This window comes from Paenibacillus sp. F411, assembly GCF_017582705.1.
Lineage (GTDB): Bacteria > Bacillota > Bacilli > Paenibacillales > Paenibacillaceae > Paenibacillus_AQ > Paenibacillus_AQ algicola.
On record NZ_JAGFIP010000018.1, the window covers coordinates 1 to 19649 of the forward strand.

General features: G+C 36.3%; 18 protein-coding genes and 1 pseudogene. 4 read left to right on the forward strand and 15 right to left on the reverse strand.

Translation table 11 applies throughout. The features are described 5' to 3' along the window. Positions 1 to 126 (forward strand): annotated as a pseudogene (locus tag JJQ72_RS20560) (IS256 family transposase); the annotation flags it as partial. Between the two features lie 36 nt (positions 127 to 162). Here the strand turns inward: JJQ72_RS20560 and JJQ72_RS16670 are convergent. From JJQ72_RS16670 to JJQ72_RS16705, 9 genes are all read right to left on the reverse strand, one after another. Further along, complete coding sequence (locus JJQ72_RS16670; RefSeq protein ID WP_208204367.1) at positions 163 to 1809, reverse strand: hypothetical protein; 1647 nt, start codon at positions 1807 to 1809, stop codon at positions 163 to 165. Then, positions 1769 to 1996, reverse strand: a complete 228-nt coding sequence (locus JJQ72_RS16675) for a hypothetical protein (protein ID WP_208204368.1) — start codon at positions 1994 to 1996, stop codon at positions 1769 to 1771. Before JJQ72_RS16675 ends, JJQ72_RS16670 begins: the two co-directional genes overlap by 41 nt. Positions 1997 to 3041: 1045 nt before the next feature. Continuing rightward, positions 3042 to 3170: a hypothetical protein gene (locus tag JJQ72_RS20670; RefSeq protein WP_279591740.1), complete on the reverse strand. Its 129-nt coding sequence runs from the start codon at positions 3168 to 3170 to the stop codon at positions 3042 to 3044. A gap of 160 nt (positions 3171 to 3330) precedes the next feature. Continuing rightward, positions 3331 to 4155, reverse strand: a complete 825-nt coding sequence (locus JJQ72_RS16680; RefSeq protein WP_208204369.1) for a hypothetical protein — start codon at positions 4153 to 4155, stop codon at positions 3331 to 3333. A gap of 70 nt (positions 4156 to 4225) precedes the next feature. Further along, on the reverse strand, positions 4226 to 5725 hold the full coding sequence (locus tag JJQ72_RS16685; RefSeq protein ID WP_208204370.1) for a TnsD family Tn7-like transposition protein: 1500 nt from the start codon (positions 5723 to 5725) through the stop codon (positions 4226 to 4228). After that, complete coding sequence (locus tag JJQ72_RS16690) at positions 5722 to 7200, reverse strand: ATP-binding protein (RefSeq protein ID WP_208204371.1); 1479 nt, start codon at positions 7198 to 7200, stop codon at positions 5722 to 5724. Before JJQ72_RS16690 ends, JJQ72_RS16685 begins: the two co-directional genes overlap by 4 nt. Continuing rightward, complete coding sequence (locus JJQ72_RS16695; RefSeq protein ID WP_208204372.1) at positions 7187 to 9322, reverse strand: integrase catalytic domain-containing protein; 2136 nt, start codon at positions 9320 to 9322, stop codon at positions 7187 to 7189. Before JJQ72_RS16695 ends, JJQ72_RS16690 begins: the two co-directional genes overlap by 14 nt. A 13-nt stretch (positions 9323 to 9335) precedes the next feature. Next, on the reverse strand, positions 9336 to 10127 hold the full coding sequence (locus JJQ72_RS16700; RefSeq protein ID WP_208204373.1) for a TnsA endonuclease N-terminal domain-containing protein: 792 nt from the start codon (positions 10125 to 10127) through the stop codon (positions 9336 to 9338). Positions 10128 to 10273: 146 nt separating this feature from the next. Further along, positions 10274 to 10840, reverse strand: coding sequence for a recombinase family protein (locus JJQ72_RS16705; protein WP_208204374.1), 567 nt, complete (start codon positions 10838 to 10840; stop codon positions 10274 to 10276). Between the two features lie 311 nt (positions 10841 to 11151). Here JJQ72_RS16705 and JJQ72_RS16710 point away from each other — a divergent pair, with 311 nt between their 5' ends. Further along, positions 11152 to 11856: a hypothetical protein gene (locus tag JJQ72_RS16710; RefSeq protein WP_208204375.1), complete on the forward strand. Its 705-nt coding sequence runs from the start codon at positions 11152 to 11154 to the stop codon at positions 11854 to 11856. An 842-nt stretch (positions 11857 to 12698) separates the two neighbouring features. Here the strand turns inward: JJQ72_RS16710 and JJQ72_RS16715 are convergent. The 5 genes from JJQ72_RS16715 to JJQ72_RS16735 all read right to left on the reverse strand — a co-directional run bounded on the left by JJQ72_RS16715 (position 12699) and on the right by JJQ72_RS16735 (position 16900). Further along, entirely contained in the window at positions 12699 to 13256 is a 558-nt protein-coding gene (locus tag JJQ72_RS16715; RefSeq protein ID WP_208204376.1) for a hypothetical protein, read from the reverse strand. 22 nt (positions 13257 to 13278) lie between these two features. Then, positions 13279 to 13671 carry a four helix bundle protein gene (locus JJQ72_RS16720; RefSeq protein WP_208204377.1) on the reverse strand — a complete coding sequence of 131 codons (393 nt, stop codon included), beginning with the start codon at positions 13669 to 13671 and terminating at the stop codon, positions 13279 to 13281. Between the two features lie 123 nt (positions 13672 to 13794). Further along, positions 13795 to 14355 carry a hypothetical protein gene (locus tag JJQ72_RS16725; RefSeq protein WP_208204378.1) on the reverse strand — a complete coding sequence of 187 codons (561 nt, stop codon included), beginning with the start codon at positions 14353 to 14355 and terminating at the stop codon, positions 13795 to 13797. Between the two features lie 216 nt (positions 14356 to 14571). Next, positions 14572 to 15084, reverse strand: coding sequence for a helix-turn-helix domain-containing protein (locus JJQ72_RS16730; protein WP_208204379.1), 513 nt, complete (start codon positions 15082 to 15084; stop codon positions 14572 to 14574). Between the two features lie 619 nt (positions 15085 to 15703). Beyond that, the gene (locus JJQ72_RS16735) at positions 15704 to 16900 is read right to left on the reverse strand and encodes a hypothetical protein (protein WP_208204380.1); all 1197 of its coding nucleotides are present in this window, start codon (positions 16898 to 16900) and stop codon (positions 15704 to 15706) included. A 1027-nt stretch (positions 16901 to 17927) separates the two neighbouring features. On the opposite strand from JJQ72_RS16735, the gene JJQ72_RS16740 reads away from it, so the two are divergent. Further along, positions 17928 to 18902: a ParM/StbA family protein gene (locus JJQ72_RS16740; RefSeq protein ID WP_208204381.1), complete on the forward strand. Its 975-nt coding sequence runs from the start codon at positions 17928 to 17930 to the stop codon at positions 18900 to 18902. Beyond that, positions 18895 to 19173, forward strand: coding sequence for a hypothetical protein (locus JJQ72_RS16745; RefSeq protein ID WP_208204382.1), 279 nt, complete (start codon positions 18895 to 18897; stop codon positions 19171 to 19173). The genes JJQ72_RS16740 and JJQ72_RS16745 overlap by 8 nt, the downstream gene beginning before the upstream one ends. Positions 19174 to 19379: 206 nt before the next feature. On the opposite strand, the gene JJQ72_RS16750 is transcribed toward JJQ72_RS16745, so the two are convergent. Beyond that, positions 19380 to 19646: a hypothetical protein gene (locus JJQ72_RS16750; RefSeq protein WP_208204383.1), complete on the reverse strand. Its 267-nt coding sequence runs from the start codon at positions 19644 to 19646 to the stop codon at positions 19380 to 19382. Positions 19647 to 19649 lie beyond the last annotated feature (3 nt).

Consider the following 19649-nt stretch of genomic DNA (forward strand, 5'->3'; position numbering starts at 1 on the left):
AAAATGCTCTATTTAGTGACGGTCGATGTCACCCGCAAGTGGACAGGCCGAGTCCAAAACTGGGGTCAGATCCTGCTTCAATTATCCGTCTTTTATCCTGAACGGATTGGCCAGCATCTGCCTTAAAGAGCATCTTCTTCTCTTAACAGGGGAACTCTTGATTTAGAGTTTACACAAACTTATTGACAGACCCCCAAGTGTATCGTTGATCATATATTTTATAAGTTCTTCCTCTTCAGTACCCTTATATGAGTCCCATAATAATGCATTATCTTGCGTTATATTAAACATATCATCTATTAAATAGTCCACGACGTAATACACTATTGGAACTTTAATATTAGTTTCATATTTATGATTTCTTATTAAAATTAAGTCGGTTTCTTCTGGGTTATAATTAGATGTAGGGAGAAGCTCAAGTATTTGGTTAATCGGAGTGTTATCCAATACTTTACATATTTTATCTATTCCAAAGTATTTTTCATTTACATAATATTCTTTTAAAAATATCGATGTATTAGCTACTACACCTAAGTAGTAATTATCATTAGAAAACTCAAAACTTATTACATTTTCAATTGAGCTTATAAAGTTTGTAAGTATGTTTTCTCCGTCAATAATATAATCTTCACCATTCGAATAATAAATTATATATTGTTTAAGTGAGTTTTCAGCGGTGTATCTACCCATAAATTTGGTAAATGCTTTTGAGATATTACTAGCATTAAGTTTAATATTAAGACCTTTATAATGATCAAGGCGTTCTTTTATTTTTGTAAAAAGATACTGAAAGTCAATAATAAGGACATCATCGATTTCGGCAAATTTATCAATGTTGATACTTCTTATTAAGTTGTTGGGTATGTTGATGTCTATTTCGTCTAAATCAAAATCGTAAGTTTCATTCATATCCATTACATCTTCAATATTATACATATTTAACAAATCTTCTCTCGATATATATGGGAGTTGAAACGACTTAATATAGAAAACAGGTATATTTATTTTTTCGTCTGATTGGTGTGAACATAGTTGTAAAACTAAATCAGGATTATTAATGAAGGCTACTTTTATCTGGGATCCACGTTTTAAATACCTAAATCCTATACTAGTAATGTTCCTTCTGTTCGTATCGTTAAAATAAATGCAATTATAAAATTTACTATAAAAAACAATAAATCTTGGAGGTGTTGTGTTTAGTATCTTAAGTAATTTTCTAATAATATTATGTCTTTTAAAGCTATCTTTATTTGTAGTAAGTGATCCAAAAATCTTATTTGTTTCATTGAAATCCGACCCTGTAAGTAAAACATCCTCTCGAACGGATACATTTAATGTCACTCTATCTTCAAAATTTCTCTCATAAAAGAGATAAAACAAATCATCATTCCAAATAATTTCTTCTTCTAGGCAAGCTCCGCAAACCGTTCCTCCTACTCCATATTCTAAAAATCCATTCTTGTATATAATTATTTGCAAAAAAGCAACCATTTTACTGAGAACTGTTTTGGGATCATCTTCTTTAAAATCAAATCCTTTTGTAAAATTTAATAATGTATCTGTAAGTTGGGTTATTTTATTGCCACTCCCAATACTTTTAGCTTCATCAATTCTTTCGAATGAAGAAGGTGTTACATAAAACAACATGTTTGAACTTGCTTTTTTCTTGGCAACTAATAATTCGAACTCAGCTGCATGGGAGAATGAATTACTGATATTTTGTAATATTTCTTCAATATCAAAGTAGCTTAACTGTAACTCAATTTGTTCAATAATATCTTTTGAATATTCTACTTTTCCAATAAGCAATTAATAAATCTTCAATTCTAAATAACTTAGAGGTGGTTTCTTCAACATAATAATCTCCGTATTTACCATGTTCTTCACCAATAGAACTTACATTTGAATTTAATATATCATTTTCTTTACTTGACATTAATGAATCTCCAACCATAAACACACAACCATTTTGTTTCCAAGCAAAGCAGTACGTCATATTATCCTCCAAGTTGGTCAACTAGTGAATTTTAAAAAAAGCATTCTCACCTAATCGCGAAACTTCAAAAGTTATCATTACATAATTCCACATACTTTTTGATATTCCTTGTCATCTATTGATCGGAGGTCTAGGTATGTTGGCCCGGTAAGAAATTTACTATCAGCAACTAACACAATACTCTCTAAACAAATAGAGATTGTGAACTCAATGTCTCATTGATCGGCTCCCGCTATTCCTGCATATTACTCTTGCCATTGTACCGCTAGAAATTGATCTAGGAGTCATTTAGAGAAAATTGCTTAGATAAACTCTAAGCTCCTACCAGATCACCTAGCTAAAAAAGCAAAAACACCTGATTTTCAGCATCAGGTGTTATCAGGTGTTATCAGGTGTGTTCGGGTGTTATCTAATATTAATCTATTAATCACCCCCACTAATATCTTGCCTCTGTCTCACATTCCTATCCCATCTGTACTACTCCCCAAACCCGCTCCATCACTGCACTCTCAACCCTCTGTACCATCTGTCATCAGCAAAAATAGTTTACTCACGCATGTCACCTTTCCCTAATCCCTCTCCGCCTTAGAGCTACAAGGTTTCTCAGCCTTTCCCCCTCCCTTTCCCCAATCCCTTCGAGCAATTAAAGTCGTACTACAAATAGGGGAAAAACAGGGGCTACGACCGAGAAAATCGGGGTCAACAAAGCAATTAAAGTCGTGTTATGGCAAGGGGAAGAACGGGGATAGGGCCAAAGATTATTGGAGAAATGATCGAGATAAAGCAGGAGAAAAACTTCCTCATCCCTTGCCCCATAAGGGTTCTCCTACCTTTTGAGAAAGAGATAAGAGCCGAGGAAAAATAGGATTGGATCCCTGAATTTCGCTCGGCTCGTAACATGACTTTTTAGGCTTTAGTACGACTATTTAGGCTTTGTTTAAACTTTGATTGCTATTTACACCATCCTGTTCAGAATAAATAAACCCTTGATAAAAAACAGCCCTCAAACCCGCATTCCACCGTTGCCCTCATAAATAAACTCGTGCTACAAAACAGTTCTTTTCTCAATTTTTGACCCAACTTTTTCTGTCACGACTTTATTAAAATCTGAATAATGTCTTGATACAAAAACAGGGGAAAGGCTTGATGGATCTGGGTTTTTCCCCTTCTCCATTTATCCTCTCCCCGATTTTATCACGTCTTTATTCGATTTTTATCACAGGTTTATTATGAATACCAGGGGTTTATTAGTTTTCTACATAGTAGGGATATAGGTTTTGGGGAAATAGGATTTATAAGATTTCGCAAACTGAGTCCACAAATTTATTGAGATACTATAGAGATACTACTTGAGATAATTCACTCTTCATAACTTTTTTTAATTTTTCTTTCTCTTGTTTCATTTCATCCCTAACATTAGAACCACCGAGTATTTCCTCATATGATCGACCGTATATTTCTTCTAAATCAAGGTATTCCCATAACTTATTAAGAACCTTTCTTGCTTGCTCAGAAACGGATTCTGAGAGATATAATTCGTTGAAAATTAAAGTATCGTTCGCATCAGACCAACTTTCATAAGCTGAATTGATTTTTATTCTCCTTCTCACCGAATTAATTCGCATGACGGCATCTGCATTGGGCTCACCGTCGACCCAAAGATCCATTATTTCTTGCATATCTTTTTTTGTTACACCTTCCATCTCTAAATAAGCTTTAACATCGTCTTTATTTACATTCTCAAAGGACAAGTCCCTATATTTACCGTGCAACGATAAAATAGCCCCATATGCAATTTCAATACTTTTATAAACCTCTGGATACCTTTCATGTTTTTTGGATGTATAAAGCTCAAAGTCCTTAAATGCTCTTTGTTGTTCGTGTTTGAGTTTTTCAATTTCTGCATTAAGCTCATTTCTAAATTTATCATTTACTTTAGCTAATTCACTTTTCTTTTGTTCAGTTTCGGCATTTATCATTTTTGTAAGCTCAGCTTTATGGCTCTCAAGATTTTTATTAAAACTAGAAGTTATTATTGAATTGGTAGAAGTTTTCAAAATAAGAAATATAGCCCCCATTACTAATGCTGTTACACTTATACCTCCTATATACTTCAAGAAATCATCAATTAGAAATTCAATTGTAGCTTGACCCCACATGTACTCTCTCTCCCTTTTATATCATTTCCTTCTTTATTGAAGTCATATCCAAAATCAATCTGCTTTAGAACTACAAAAATTGCTCTATAGTTAATTTAATTTTTTTATTATTGCCTCCAAACCCTGCATACAACTGAATTTGATAAACCGTTGCCTTCCCTTGCTTCTCCGTTAATTCTCTTATTGCCCATTTAATTTTTCTGATTCTATAGCTATTTATATCCTCTGTGACTGCCATTAAATACTCCCATGTCTTACTTAACTTTTTATGAAGAAACCATCTCTTAACTCCTGCGGCTCGCCTAATACTTGCTGGAACAATTCTAATCGGCTTGCCATCATTATTTAGAAGTGCCTTTACCGCCTTTTTTGCAAGCTTCAAGCACTCTTCATCCCTTTGGTTCCAATCAATTACTTCTCTCTTATTCTCTCTCTTTCGAATCTTGGGTGTTACTTCTTCATACCACATTCTATCATGAGCAATAATCCATGTATGAAGCCCCTTCCCAATTACTTTTAACTCAGCCCTCGTAGCCCCCTGATTATCTTGTATTAGCTTTAACCATTTACTCCTTCGTTCACTTAACTCATAATTGGGTTTTCGATTTGACTTGGATGGAATTCTTCCTACTGTTGAACTACAATTGAATAAATCTGCGACTTCTAAGCCAAGAAACTCTAACAGTAAAAGATGTCTTAGTGGACTTCTATTCTTATTGTTATTTCTTACAAAAAGTCTCAACCAATTTGTTTCGTTATTAATATCTATAGCACTTTGCATAAGCTTTAGATACTCAATTGGGTAATAATTCACAAACGCTGTTACCAAATCTTTAATATATAAATTCCCACTTTTTGAAGCGAGGTTTTTCTCGCGTAAACGGTCTATATAATAATTATTAATAAAGGAAAGGTCCTTTCTTTCCTCATTAACGTTTAGTAAATAGGAAACATTACGAAGGTATTTCAGATTTAGCCGCTTTATTTCTTCTGAGTAGTTAGGTATTAAGATATTTTCCAAATCACAGACATCCTCATCCGCACAAATAAAATCAACAATATTATCTGAACATCCTACCTTACTGTTTACTAAAGGAACTTCATGCTTTAAACAAAACAATGCCCCAACAATTTGATGGGATCTCCTCCAGTAACTTTCTCCTAAATGTTCGTTATCCTCTATGAGACAATTAGGACAGACCTTCAGATAATCATTTAATTTCACTTTGCTTCCTGCGATACCAACCAGGGCTTCAATTCCAGTTCCTTTTCCTTTGATCATTCCATCTACAACAGCTTTAGAATGCTTACTGGATAAAAAGGCAGTATAGAAATTTATAGGTGTGTGATTTCTGATAAGTTCGTGTTCCTCTATTTTTGAATTATAGGGCAAGTTTTCTATCAGCTTGTTCAGGTGTTGCGGAAACAACGTTGATTTGAATGCCGTTTTTTCGCCAAATAAGTCCCTAATAAGAGCTGTTTTGCTTATCATCCCACACATTCTTTTATATCGTGACAAAACACTATAGAAGACTTCGTCATTGTATAAAATCGGTAAGAAATTCATCATACAATTAGATCATCTTGCTTATAAGTCATTTCATCAATATAGCCATGTTCTAACAATAGTTGGTACGCAGATGTACCCGACTTATTAGCTTGATCAAGGATTGATCTTATATCATTAAATTCATAATCCTGTTTCATTTTGCTCTTGAGCTTGATTGAAGTTGCTACAGTTCTTTCCCTGGATCTGGCTTCATTATTATTTTTCGTAGGCTGAGCCAACACCTCGCTTCTAATATTATTTTTCTCTTCACTTTTCCTTAAATCCTCATATTTAGAGATTTTATAAGGGTTGCCTGATCGCAGTGCATCCAGCATTGGCTTCATCATTTTAAAATTGTCTCTAACCGTTCTTTTCACAATATCAACCGTTAACTCTTCTTTTCCACTGTGAATTGCCATATGCTGAACGTTGACGAATAACTTGATAATGAGATCCGATATCCCTTGAGTTTCTTCATAGAAAATCTGGATCAATTCATCATTTAGTTGTGTGAATTTTCGGTTCCATTGATATTTCCATATTGAATTCAAAAACAAACGAAACTCCTCGTCATTATTCATGTTATTCCAGATTACCTCGCCACTCCCCGTTACTCTTCTTGCAATCCTAAATTCATTTTGGAAAATTGGATACGATGCTGGTGTACCAATAAAAATTACGGGTACACCAAACGAATTCATAAGAGTAACAAAGTAATTCATCATCTGCTGTACACCACGGTTTTGCAAATGTTGAACTTCGTCAATCACCATCAAACCAAGACCGATATTTTGCGATACAATCCCCATTAGAGGGAGCATCGCATCAACACTTAGATTTCGTGATACATACTTTTTAAAGTTGTTTGTTCCGAGTATTTCATCTACTTTCATAAAAAACTGAAGTGAAAGTGCCTTTAGGCTCGCATTATGCGGCGTTTGTAAGGTTATTTGAACCAATTGTGTTTGGTTAAAATGTTCACCATTATAAGTATTATGAACAATTACTGACGGCACGTTACTTAGAATCTTATTAATTGTAGTTGTCTTTCCCATTCCCGAATAGCCAATCACAAGCCCACAATTTGCTGTTGTTCTAAAATCTGTTCTGCTATTGATATCAAACGATCTATTAATAATTTGTTTACCCGTTGCATTCACATATCTACGGTATTCCTTATCAAATGGATTTCTCGCCAGGTATCCCTGGGAAATAAGCGAGAATACCATATTCCAAATTCGGACATGTTGAGGTAAGGGCTGAAAAAGCTTATACAATCGATTAACAATATGCACTCTATATGAGCTATCCAGTTGACGCTCTTCTTCTTTAAAGATAGGAACGGTCAATAAATTTCTGATAATCGTCTTCTTATCTGCAATTGGGGGTAAAGCCTGAATATAAGGATTTGTGTTATACTCTTCAATCGGAAACTCATTATAGCAGGCTTCTTGAGCTTCCGTCCCATTGGGTAAATATATTTTACTCTTCATCATAATCACCATCATTATTAAAAAATATGGATAGATCATCAGTCACTTCTTCTGGTTCTTCTGTATAAGCAGTAGGCATTTCAACAATTGATGTTCTTTTCGATTCACTTGTACGATGTAATAATCGCTCGTTTCGTTGATTTTCTTTTATTCCTGCTAATCGCTGTGTCTTACTTTTGTCATACTCTCTTTCGGAATCCGTTTTTCTTTTTGCATTTTCAACGATATGCTCTATTTCAGTAAATAGTTTTACCTTTACCTGTAACTCTCTTTCCTTACTCTTCTCATCAACCTTTTGTTCATGTTTTGCCATCTGCTCTATTTCTTCGATCCCCTTATTTGCATATTTCATTAAATGATCCAATAGCGTCAGTTTGAGAACTCCTTGTTCACCCTCATCCATTACGTAAATACATGTTAAATCTCGTGGATCGTAGCAAATGTTTACTTTCCAGCTACCATAAATTCGTGCTTTCTGAAACCATTCATTTTTTAATGTATAATCCGAAGCGTACAATATCTTCTTATATAGAACTCCTCTGGCAGTTACTGATGCCTGGTCTATTGGGTAAAGATGAGATAGTATCATCTCTTCTGGCAAAATTCTCAGTTTTCCTTTTCTATGTTTTAATCCATGATTCCAAATTTGGATAGGTATCTTTTCAATTCCCTCTTCTATCATGAGATCATCTAAGACGTAATCAGTAAGAACATGGTGGTTATTGTGGAAAAGTACGCACTTGATGATAATGGTTATGAAATCCTCGATGGATAGATTAGCTTTCAAACGGTAATCAGCTTCTCCTCGCTCCTTACTCCCTTTTCCTTTAATTACAACTCCATCAGCAAAAGGCTTGACTCTCGAATTCATGACAGAGAATGCCGACTCAATTATTCCCTTATAATCAGCATGATATGGAGGAGTGTTTTGTATTGTAATTCCTAATCCTTGAATTGCATTTTCAATCTGTTTACCAACCAATTCCCCTCGGTCTGCCATTACTCGAAGTGGTACACAATATGGCCACTCCTCATCTTCGATGCTTACACCATACTTTGAAGCAAATTTTTTCTTGGATGTCATACTATTTGCAAGTGCAACCATAGCCCCACTGTAAGAATTCAGCGACTCAAAGCTCACATTAAACCCCATAATTAATCTGGAGTATACATCTATTACCACATGCAATATTGGCCTTCCCACTATTAAGTCCCTATTCATTGAGCTTATTAAATATATGTCAAAGACATTTGAATCGATTTGCCATAGTGAACCACATGCCCCACCAGCATCTTGTGTTGAGTCACCAATGATTGTTCTATAGTTTTGCTGATACACTCTGGTTCCTTTCCTTTTAGAGATCTCCTTTTTAGGATTATTCAATTTTTTATACCAGTACAAAAATTGCTGATACGTCGGTAATTGGGATTTGTCCATAAGTACGGGTAATTTGACCCCATTTTGTTCAACTTCATCTTTAACAAAGGCATCTCTGAGCATCAGCTCATAAGTGATTTTCAAGGAATTATTACGTTCAGAGTAGTAATACCTATTTAGTGCTTGCTTAAAAATCTTTTTCATCTTATCATCAACATTTATGCCGATGCCTCTCTCACCGCTACGTGGTCTTCCACGCTTATGGTTCCCGCTTATTCTATCCCTTCGCTTAGCCCCGCATCTATGATAGCTTGGTATCAAGCTATCTTTAGTTTGTGCTCCATGCCAATAGCGAATTAGCAAGTTTTTTACTCCGTTATAGCTCAACTTAAACATCTGCATCGCTTCCTTAATTGCTGGTTCTCTATATTTACTGAGATACAGATGTTCTTCAGTTTCGACATTATCTAATATGTATTTTACGATCCCCCAGGCATGCTCCCTCTTCCTCTTCTCCGCATCGCTTAAATCCTCTTCGATAACAATTCTGCAATAGATGTCTTCTTCCATCAGTATTATATCTGACTGTTCCTGAAAATGCCTCAGTTCATCCATCTTCAGAGGATACGCCCATCTATTACTCGCCATATCGATCACATATATAATTGAAGAAACTCGATTAATATGTAGAATTCTAATGACTTTACCATCACCATATTTAAACAGCATATTCTCCATGAATTTCATGGTAATCCCCCCATCACATTAGTAGATCTATAATTCTTGCCGTTGTATCGAACTTTCTACTCATATCAATCCTAATTGCTTTCGTGGCTATTAAATATCGAAGTAAATAAAGCCCTGAACCGTTATTGACACCAACAATTTTCTCGAAATCTTTTAATTTATCCCGCAAGACTGAGTCCATATTGCTATGAAGAAATTTCAGTAACTTATCGGAAAGCTGGTCTTTATCAATATCTCCTTGTCCGCTCGATAATAATGTTTCTCTAACCCACTCAATATTTTTAACAAACTGTCTTGAAAGCTGTTTATCCGTAATTACTTTCCACTCTATTCCCCTGGCTCTCCAGTATCGATTTTCTATCTCAAGTTTTTCAAAAGTAATTTTTCTTATTAGTTCGGATGAGTTTTTTATAGCTCTTGCAAGATATCGTTCATTTCCGTCTTTATCCCTAATCGTTAAAAGGAAACTTGTTGTCAGTACCAACTGCTCACCAGATTCTTTATCACAAAATTTATCAAAACGAAGGTTTTCTTTGTCATCAATAACCTCCATAACATCCAACAGAGGATAACTTTCTCTTATATCAATTACATTGTCACTCCACTCAAACATATGGAATGCCCTTAATTGATTGTCAGAATGAAGATGATGTATGCGTTGAGTTTTAATTCCAAGTATTCTCGTTGCTCTGCCTTTTGAGGAGAACTCGTGAGTTTTCGTCCATGGGATGTAGGAAGCTTTTTCTCCTTGTCCTCTTCCCTCGCTTAGATATCTGCGAAGTTTCTCCTTGTTCCAGTTGCTCATTTTTGACCTCCTGAGAATAGGGTATTCAGTCAACGTTTACACAATAATTTCCCTTCAGTGAAAATTAAAAAAGCCACTGCATTTAGGCAATACTGAATTTTTTTTAAAAATTCAGATTCCTAATGCAATGGCATTCATATATAAGTTTATTGTAAGCTCTCTTCATATTCTTTAACCTTGCGATAAAACGTGGATCTGGAAAGCCCAAGTTTCTTCATAGCAAAGGTTGCGGTCTGTAGATCCTTTTTCCAAACACTGTATTCATGGATAAACTGTTCATCAATTTCTATTTTTGGTCGACCAAATTGTGTGCCTTTCGCTTTTGCAACTGCAATGCCTTCCATCTGTCGTTGTTTGATGCTATCCCGCTCCAATTCATATAATGCTCCAAACACTGTTAACATGAACTTTCCTTGCGGAGTAGATGTATCAATTGATTCTTTTAAACTTACAACTTCAACTTGCTTTGCACTTAGATCTTTGACAATATTTAAAAAATCGAGGGTGTTACGAGCAAGACGAGAAATAGATTCGATATATACTCTATCGCCTTCTCTTACAAAATCCATCATCTCTTTTAGTTTTGGTCTGTTCATGTTTTGCCCACTTACTTTTTCTGAAAAAAACTTTTCCACTGCCTGCTGCTGAAGGGCTTCGATCTGTCTGGCTTCGTTCTGATCTTGACTGGATACTCGGACGTAGCCGATCTTCATAAATATTCTCTCCCAACATTACCTCAGCAATGAGACTATTCTACAAAAAACATTCCAAAATGTCTATGATCTTTTTTGACATATGTATCAGTTAATTTGCATGTTATTGGCACAATAATAATACATAGAATATCATTGTTCGAAAAAGTACACAATTTGAAACAGTTTTGTTCAACAGGGACAAGTCTATTTCTCGCTTTACAATTGATATTGATTCCTAATCGGTATAAGTTTGTATTGTGACCATAATAATACGTGAGGTGATCCATTTGTATCTAACCCAAAAGCAACTACTGGAGGTTCTTGGTAGAATGCCAATAATTCAATCAGATGAATGGGCTATGCTATTTCTTAGAAAGAAAAATGAACTTATGTTGCGAAATGTCTTAACAATTTCTCTTGAAAAATACTGTCGTGACAATGACCTGCCTTCTGAAGTCATGGCTTTACATGAATTTGAAAAACATGATGTCGCTATCGTTGAAAGACGTATGTCGAAACAAACTTACAAGTATATATCTAACACCCTAATTGAACTGAAATTTACAGACGCTTACTGGATAATATTGAAAAATAATCATACCGATTTTCTTAGGAATGAAAACCTTCGTCAAGATAACATCTGGCGAGAAAACTACCAACTTCGCAACCCCCCTGGAAACGAAAAAGGGATTAAATACGATCTACTAAAATTATTAGAAAAGAAAAAGGATAATCCTACAATTGCGATACATCACGTCTTAGCATTGGTTAATCCCAGCCACGAAATTGATGGAAAATATAAGTCTATTGTTAATGATTTGGGGGAAAAAAATAAATGTATCCGAGACTACAGTGATCATCATGCTGTTTTTGATCAAGCTGTTAATATTTTGAAAAAACAACTTAAGATTATTCAAAATAAATATCTTGATGAAAGAGAATTTGAAATTAACTCTACATCAACTTTTCTCGGATCAGCATATGGTACTAATGTTTACTTAGGATTTGTAGTGATATCTGAAAACCATAAGTAAACCAGAGATAATGTAGCGTTTCCCTGTCAGACGACAGGAAGAGGTACTCCAGTCTTCAGGCAAAGTAACTGGTTTTCTTTACCAGTTAATTGACTTAGATGAAATACCTCTTCGTTAACATATGAATTTTGAAACCAGTATAGCATAATCAACATAACCAAGAAAGTGTGATTTTTGGGTTTAACCTTGGATGGGAATCTGTTGCCAATTTAAAAAATGTCGATTATACTATCTCCAATAATACAGGAACATATATTCCCATTATAGTTTATAAGGTAACAATATTGATGAACGATTGATTAGGGGGAAATAAAAATGAATATATACGAGATTCCATGCAATAGCGATGGCAAGAAAATCAGGGTGTTTGATTCCAACGCAACAGGGGTTCGGGTTTATGTTAATACTCCTTGCGATTGCCCTTTCTGTTCAGATCATGACAATGACGTTCAGTTAATCGAGGGGAATAGGGGGTGTGAGAATAATGAAGATGATTATTTCGAGGAACGATTATCGGAGTGCTTCGAGTGATCGTTAGATGAAAGAGTCGGACATCAGTAGAATTGTCTCAATCATGGTCCGATTGATGACTGAATTATCTGTCCAAAGATTGACGACCGAAATGTTGACCTTCATAAGGTGATATTGGGTTCATTTATAAGTATTCACCACTAACTTCAATACTCATTGCTTTTCAAATGTTGGACATTATGTTCCAGCAACTAAGAAATGTTACACAATGCAAAAATTAGAGCAATAATGTATGTAAAGACCAAGCACAATGAATCTTGGTCTAAGAGTAACTTTTCTCTTCTATTAATATGCCAATTGTTCGCTTACATTTATCCGCAGTTTTTTTCATAATCAAGCTCTAATTCTTCGTACCATTGGCTGAAATTGGGTATTGGTGCTTTCCTGCTGAATCCGCACTTTATCGATACCTTATTTCCTTTCACCTCAATTCTCCATCTATCATCCCTGTGTTGACCTTGAGCATTTACAATTCCATTTACTACATAACCTTTTGGGGATAGAATCCGTTCAATCAGATAAATAATCCAACTGCCCGCCTCGTAGAATTTTTCTCCTTTATCCCAAACAAGAGATTGACGATCTTCTGTTGGAACCCATTGAAGCCATAGCCCTGGTTGTGTAGCTGGCGGCTCATTATGGTCGACTACCGAAGGGCAATTTCGAAAAGGATCATGCTTTTCTGGATCAATAAAAAATTCACCTTCTATCCCAAAAATCTCGGCTTTGCCAAAACCCAGATCTTCCAATATTTCCGGATCCCTTTTCATCCTTCTCGTGCGTGCAAGCCCTTGAAGTAACTCGTTAGTCTTATCATCCAACGGTTTGTTGAGCTTATACTGTCCAGCAAATATTGTCGTGTAACCCATTCGTGTTTCCTCCAATCAATTTTTATGCCAGTTTCCTGTCCACGATCTCTACCCTGATTTTCTTCATCATAGCAACAAGCATTTTCCGCAATTCTATTGCTTCACTATCCAACCGTTTAAATGTGGCCTGATTCATCAAACCAGCTTTATAAGCCGTTTCAAACCACATCATGCTTTCAGCCGCAGAGCCTAATGCATTGTTGATAAAGTTGATTTCCTTCTGTAAGTAAAGCTGTCCGTTTCCTTCTACTAAGTTTGCTATTACAGAGCTGGATGAACGGAGGAGTTGATGTCCGATCACCTGTTTGTCCTCCCAACTCCAGCCTTTAACTATCTCTCTGATTTCTTCTATCCAAACCATTCCCTTTTGGTACAATGCCAGTTTTCGAAAATCTCTGATCTGTGGTTCTCTCATTGATTCCAGATTACATCACCCTACTTTTAATGCTCTGGGGAACACTCACTCATTATCTATTCCCCAGGCATCATCTTTATTTATCAGACCTGCTTATTCCTGTCTTCTCTCAAATCCTTACACCTACGAAGCCATCAACATATTTAGCTTTTCCACACGTTCAGCCAATCTGCTCCTTCTCATTTCCAATTCTTCCGCTCGATCATGAAGTCTCCAAGCAATATTGCTTATAATGAGTTCACTTCTGTACTCACTATCATAATCTTCTTCTGCCATTTCTCTCAAAATGCTTTTGTGCATTACATCGCAATCTGGGCACTCGAACGTTCTGTAAATAGTATCGAAAGTTCTAAAGGTCCCATCTTCAATAAGAAAAACCTCCTTATGATGTTCCCATTCCTCCTCACTATCCCCATCAGAGGAATCCTCGATCATGACTATAACCTTAATCCCTCTCAGCACATTGCCCTTTTGATCAAGAAAGGGCTCTCCTTCTTGCTCAGCGTCCTCATCATGAAGAAACGATGTGTGATAAATCTCTTCAAATTCCAAATTATCCGAAGCAATTTGTACAATCTGGTTGAGCTTTTTTTGGCCCATGATATCTATCTGCCTCTGCAAACCCTGCACCTCTGCATTCGTTTCCTGGATTTTCTTCACCATTTCATTCACTTCATTTTTCATTTCAGTTCACTTCTCCTATTGGTCAATTTTTTTTATTTCATTGCCTTGAGACAATAATAATACACTAACAGACAGATGTCAACACTATATGCAACAAGTAATTATTTATTGTCTAGAGTCAACGAATGGTGTTGCAAACATAACCGTATTAAACAAAAAAGAGCTACTCCATAATACGGAGTAACTCCTTCTGTATCTTTTCTCCAGACCAATCATTCATTTTTGTTTTCCCTGACGTAACCCTTTAAATTTAATGATTTGCGTTATGATATTCGGTAGCTCATCTAATGATTTTTCCGAGTCCGTAACTGCAAATAAATATAAGCCCCTAATAATTTCTATTAGTTGCTCTTTCTCTATCTGGGATAAATAATCTGTTTTTGCATTCTCGATATCCCCTGGCGGTGATGATGGTGCTAAGATATCATTCAGACGAAGGATTTCTTCAATTGTATGATAAGGCTGATTAATATTGCTACTGAGCAAGTGCTCATATCCAAACACCTTCAAGATTTCCCTTAAATCCATCGAAAGAGCTTCTGCCAAAATACAAACATTGACGAAACTCGGATTGCCTTTGTCCCCTGCTTCCAAGCGATTGATATATGAAGGGGTTATTGCATTCCCAATTTTCTCTGAAAGCTTACTCAAGGATAAATCTTGTTTCTGTCTCTCACGCTTAATTATTGCTCCAAAGGATTCTTCTGTTTTATTATCAAAATCATCCATAGCTAATTCCCCTCCCGCATTCACGTACATTATTATACCTCAAGTATACACGATTATCGATTAAAAGATACATCATCCAAAACATTGCCTTTAATCAACATAATTTATGGCGGTAGATTAATTGGGAAAATTTGTATTGCATAAATAAGTTACTATAAGACATGTGCAAATTTCCTAAAGTTTGTTTTAGAATTCTTCCTTGCAAGCATCTAAAGATGTAATGCGAGAACCTCTTTCGTACTTGGTGTGAAGCGATAACTATAGAACTTTTTCGGTCTTCATGCGTACTTGATTTCAATGAACGCCTACGCTTGTAATCTTCAATTAGAGGACTGGCATTAATCCTTGTATGAAGTTGGTCTTATGCAATTATCCTATTGGTGATTTTTCGCATCACTCCACGTTATTTGAATGCTCTGAGGTAGTGCCAACCCACTATGATTATCTCGCCAAAAACTACACTTCATGTTTTCTTCAACCACCTTGATTTATATACACCATAATGAATTTTCAATCATCCACAAAAGTATGATACATGACTTTAGTGAAGTAAACAGATAAAGTAATGGTACAAATAAAGACGAAGCAATTAATTGCTCCGTCTACATTTAATTGACTCTTAAAAAGGTACTTCGTCATCATCTGGACGCCCCTGGCGGTCAGTTGGCTCGTATCCTTCTGGAAAGCTATGATAGATACTCTTGAACACTACTCCCCCAAGAAATTTGCCAACGTTCCTTTTACTTATATCCCTATCTCCACGGATCCCGACTGTTTCAAGTTTTTTAGCCATCTTTTCAGCTTGAAGTAAAACATCAGCGTTTAATGGTGGAACTTGATAAAAGGTTACATATCGAAAACTTTTGTTGTTACCTCGAATCCCTTTTGCAACAGCTTGGATGTGTGACGAGAGGTCGCCATAGGGTATCTTCTTTATTAATCCAAGCAATGCCAACATATTTAATGCCCTGTTTGCCTCTGGTTGATCTAATTCAAGTGATTCGTGTTTAGCCAACTCTGTTGTCGCCAAATAAAATAGATGTTTACCCTCATGCATAAACAAACGGTTAACATGCTCCATCCCATACTCGTTTAGGTGTTTGAGTAATTCAATGTGCCTATGAATATATCGATACAAAGTCGTGTATTTTCTCTTTATCTTCACCTCACTGCTATCGAGGTAATCAATGTTAGCCTGGTACTTTTCCCGCTGAACCATTTCCCATTCATCTTGTAAATTATTAAGATCTAAGAGTCGAGCCAATTCCTCAGCGGCACACTGAAACCCTTTATACCCGTTCACAATCTCGATTAAATCAAATATGCTCAGACTATAGGGCCTTTCACCAGGTCGCTTTGTAAAGTACCGATACTTTTCCGTTTCCTCACTTTTGGAGATCCACGCTCTATTGCCTTCGATCAGCTCGCATGGGAATTCCCGATCAATTTCAAATTTCCTGAGATTTTCAAATATCAGCTCAAACATATTGAATCGATTTGCAATACGAAAAAGCTGTTGCTTTGTCTCAATAAGCATGTAAAACTGTGACCGTTGTTGATTTTTTTTAAATCGATCGATCATTCCTGTTTTAAGTGCCCTATCCCTGATTAATTCGATATTTTCAGGAGTTGGCTTAATATATCTCTGATTTATTGCTCGTCGCTCTTCTATCATCTTGATCCGATAAGACCTGTACCGATATTCCTTTCCCTCAAGCCCTCGATCCTTCAAATTCCGAATCTTTTTATTGATTCGTTTCCTTACCCCTACTCTCCCATCTTTCCTGAGTTTGTTTACTACGTTATTTCTTTTCATTCATAACTCCCCCTTTGTGATGTTATCCACATCATCATACGGGGAAATCAATTGTCTGTGGGGCAATAAATGGTCGAACCAAGTCTGAGCATATTGGGGTTGACATAGCAAACAGGAAGGGTACTTGGGAAGGAGGGGATTAAAGATATCTGGCCGCTGCGGCCAGATATCTCATATTTTTATCAGATACAGCAGATAATGAGCTATTAAAGCCAGGCGACAACGATTGCTGGATGACTTTTGCTACTACTTGATCATCTAAGTAAGTTCTGCTTAATAGATGAGCAATTCGGGCAAGTGGCTGATCTTAACGGAATTACTTTATATTTTTTATTCCTTGAATATATGTGCCGCTCGAACTCTCCAGCAATTCCGCTCAAAAAAATCGTTATACCTGATCACTGCCAGTAACAATTTATATATGTCGATATGCTGTTGCGTTCTTGAACCATGTACAAAGAAGTAGCCTGCTTATCATAGGGTTATCGATTCTTTGATTCTAAATTCTCTGAGGAACGGCATACTATCAGCGAGTTTAACGAACATCAGTTGAATAAATGCTCAATACTCAAATCTTTACGCAAATGCTTTTCGTTGAAACCTGGAACGCTGGTTTTGGCGTTCCCATAAACGTTAATGTATAAAACCAACATGATGACTACTTCTTAGAACAAACAAGAAGATGGTTGCAATAATACCAAAAGCGAAGGCGAAAATTGAAACCCAAAACGAATGATGACTGCAACACCATAAGAATTTTGCGTAATATCAATGAATTGTCGAATAGCAAAAACTTCTCGAAGAACTTTTTAACACTATATATAGGTATATGTATTCCGAAAGTTGTTTTATCTCTCAAATGTATCTATTAGCCTCCTTTTACCTACTTATTCCTCGCCCCAATCATGTCCGACATCATCCGCCCATTGTCCGACAGCATTAGCCTAAAATATGCGACATTGTACGATTATGTCAAACCTTAAATGCATATAATTCTATAAAATTATCAAACAAAGGGGGCTACAATATGCACAACACATTTTTAATAGCCGTGGACAGCGGCAAGAGCACGACAAAGGCAATAATGAGAGAAGGAATAATGCAAAGGGTTAAGTTTCAAACCAAAGTCGAGGAAGTCAATAATCTGGGAGCTGAACTAACGCCAGGTTCATTTTCAGTGAAATTTGACAAGCAAAACTACCTAGTGGGGAATATGCTTGACGAAAGTAAAATGGATTTCAATCTAAGCAAAAAAACGGATTCACATCGAATATGCATCTATCTCGCTATCGCCCAATTGCTTATGAGGTCTAAGCAAAATATCGTACTAAGTAAAATATCACTGGCTGTCAATATTCCGATTAGCCTGTATAAAAATGAGAAGCAAAAGACCGAGTTCAGCGATTTCATTGGAAACAACGGAGAAACCATCAATATTATCGTCAACAATAAACCATTCCTATTCCGAATCGATAAAATTCACCTCTTCCCTGAAGGCATCGGTCCGATCTACAGTAACCTTAATCTCTACAGGGGGAAACGGGTATTAATATTCGATGTGGGTTCACTTAACGTCAATATCCAAGAGTTTAACAACTTGATCCCTATATATGACAAGATGCTCACAGCCGACCTTGGCGTAAACATCTTACGCAGTAAAATAGCCGATAAGCTCTCAACTGAATATGGGATGACTGTTACCGACGAAGATGTGGAGGCGGTATATCGGGACAAATACTTGATTCTTAACGGTGAGAAGATGGAGGAGAGCAAACAAATTGTTGACCAAACGCTGACTAACCACGTTAAAGAGGTATTCAACTTTGCTCGGAGCAGAAAGGTGAGTTTCTCAAATACTGAGGTCATATTCGTAGGCGGAGGTTCACTATTGCTGAAGGATTATATAAGTGCTGAGTATTCCGCCGCTGTTATTCCGCAAGACCCGCAACTGGCAAATGTACTGTCCTTCCTTACTATCTTGGAGGCGAAGAATCATGGGTAATCGTAATCGTTTATCCATTTCCTTCAAGAAGGAGCATCAGTATATTTATGACCATTTACAGACCATATCGAATAAAAGTGACTATATCGCAAAAGCGTTAGATCTATATATCAGCGGCGGCGGACAGTCACCCATAACACACGATGTGGTCAGGAAGATAGTGTTACAAATCCTTCGTGAGCAAGGCAATTCCCCTCAAACCCCATCCCCTCTCCCTCTTGAACACCAAATTTCAGAGGGAGATGTCGATCTTTTATCCCAACTCTTCTGATTTCACATATTTCCAAACGAAAACCCTGTTTTTTTGCTCATTTTGAGCATTACCGGCAGGGTTTTTAGCAAATTACATGTTTTTTGGTCACACTCAAGATTCAAAGGCGATATCCTCTTAATAATGTTGATGGGCATTTCGTACGTAGGTGGTAATCCCGAAAACAGCCAGAAAACCACCCTTCCAGTGTCCTGACAACTTTCATTTTAGTCCCATTCACGCACATCAAACTGATCATAGGCTGACAGCTCGAACAATTTCCTTGTTATTTCAGACTTGTTGTACCCAACAGTCTCCCCGATCTCCACTGGTTTTCCATCAAACAAATAAATGGTCTGTAAACGATATATAGTGTTCTCTTTGTCTAACCAAAGATCATAACACTTTTCTTCTCCGTTAGAATCGATATAAGTAATGGTATAGACAGACCCATAATCAAGCTCAGCAATGATTTTATGTTCCTTATCCTCCATATG

Bases quoted from the DNA above. Each gene is read 5' to 3' on its own strand.
- JJQ72_RS16675 (WP_208204368.1), bottom strand. From the start codon at position 1,996: ATGACGTACTGCTTTGCTTGGAAACAAAATGGTTGTGTGTTTATGGTT.
- JJQ72_RS20670 (WP_279591740.1), bottom strand. From the start codon at position 3,170: ATGGAGAAGGGGAAAAACCCAGATCCATCAAGCCTTTCCCCTGTTTTT.
- JJQ72_RS16680 (WP_208204369.1), bottom strand. From the start codon at position 4,155: ATGTGGGGTCAAGCTACAATTGAATTTCTAATTGATGATTTCTTGAAG.
- JJQ72_RS16685 (WP_208204370.1), bottom strand. From the start codon at position 5,725: ATGATGAATTTCTTACCGATTTTATACAATGACGAAGTCTTCTATAGT.
- JJQ72_RS16690 (WP_208204371.1), bottom strand. From the start codon at position 7,200: ATGATGAAGAGTAAAATATATTTACCCAATGGGACGGAAGCTCAAGAA.
- JJQ72_RS16695 (WP_208204372.1), bottom strand. From the start codon at position 9,322: ATGAAATTCATGGAGAATATGCTGTTTAAATATGGTGATGGTAAAGTC.
- JJQ72_RS16700 (WP_208204373.1), bottom strand. From the start codon at position 10,127: ATGAGCAACTGGAACAAGGAGAAACTTCGCAGATATCTAAGCGAGGGA.
- JJQ72_RS16705 (WP_208204374.1), bottom strand. From the start codon at position 10,840: ATGAAGATCGGCTACGTCCGAGTATCCAGTCAAGATCAGAACGAAGCC.
- JJQ72_RS16710 (WP_208204375.1), top strand. From the start codon at position 11,152: ATGCCAATAATTCAATCAGATGAATGGGCTATGCTATTTCTTAGAAAG.
- JJQ72_RS16715 (WP_208204376.1), bottom strand. From the start codon at position 13,256: ATGGGTTACACGACAATATTTGCTGGACAGTATAAGCTCAACAAACCG.
- JJQ72_RS16720 (WP_208204377.1), bottom strand. From the start codon at position 13,671: ATGAGAGAACCACAGATCAGAGATTTTCGAAAACTGGCATTGTACCAA.
- JJQ72_RS16725 (WP_208204378.1), bottom strand. From the start codon at position 14,355: ATGAAAAATGAAGTGAATGAAATGGTGAAGAAAATCCAGGAAACGAAT.
- JJQ72_RS16730 (WP_208204379.1), bottom strand. From the start codon at position 15,084: ATGGATGATTTTGATAATAAAACAGAAGAATCCTTTGGAGCAATAATT.
- JJQ72_RS16735 (WP_208204380.1), bottom strand. From the start codon at position 16,900: ATGAAAAGAAATAACGTAGTAAACAAACTCAGGAAAGATGGGAGAGTA.
- JJQ72_RS16740 (WP_208204381.1), top strand. From the start codon at position 17,928: ATGCACAACACATTTTTAATAGCCGTGGACAGCGGCAAGAGCACGACA.
- JJQ72_RS16745 (WP_208204382.1), top strand. From the start codon at position 18,895: ATGGGTAATCGTAATCGTTTATCCATTTCCTTCAAGAAGGAGCATCAG.
- JJQ72_RS16750 (WP_208204383.1), bottom strand. From the start codon at position 19,646: ATGGAGGATAAGGAACATAAAATCATTGCTGAGCTTGATTATGGGTCT.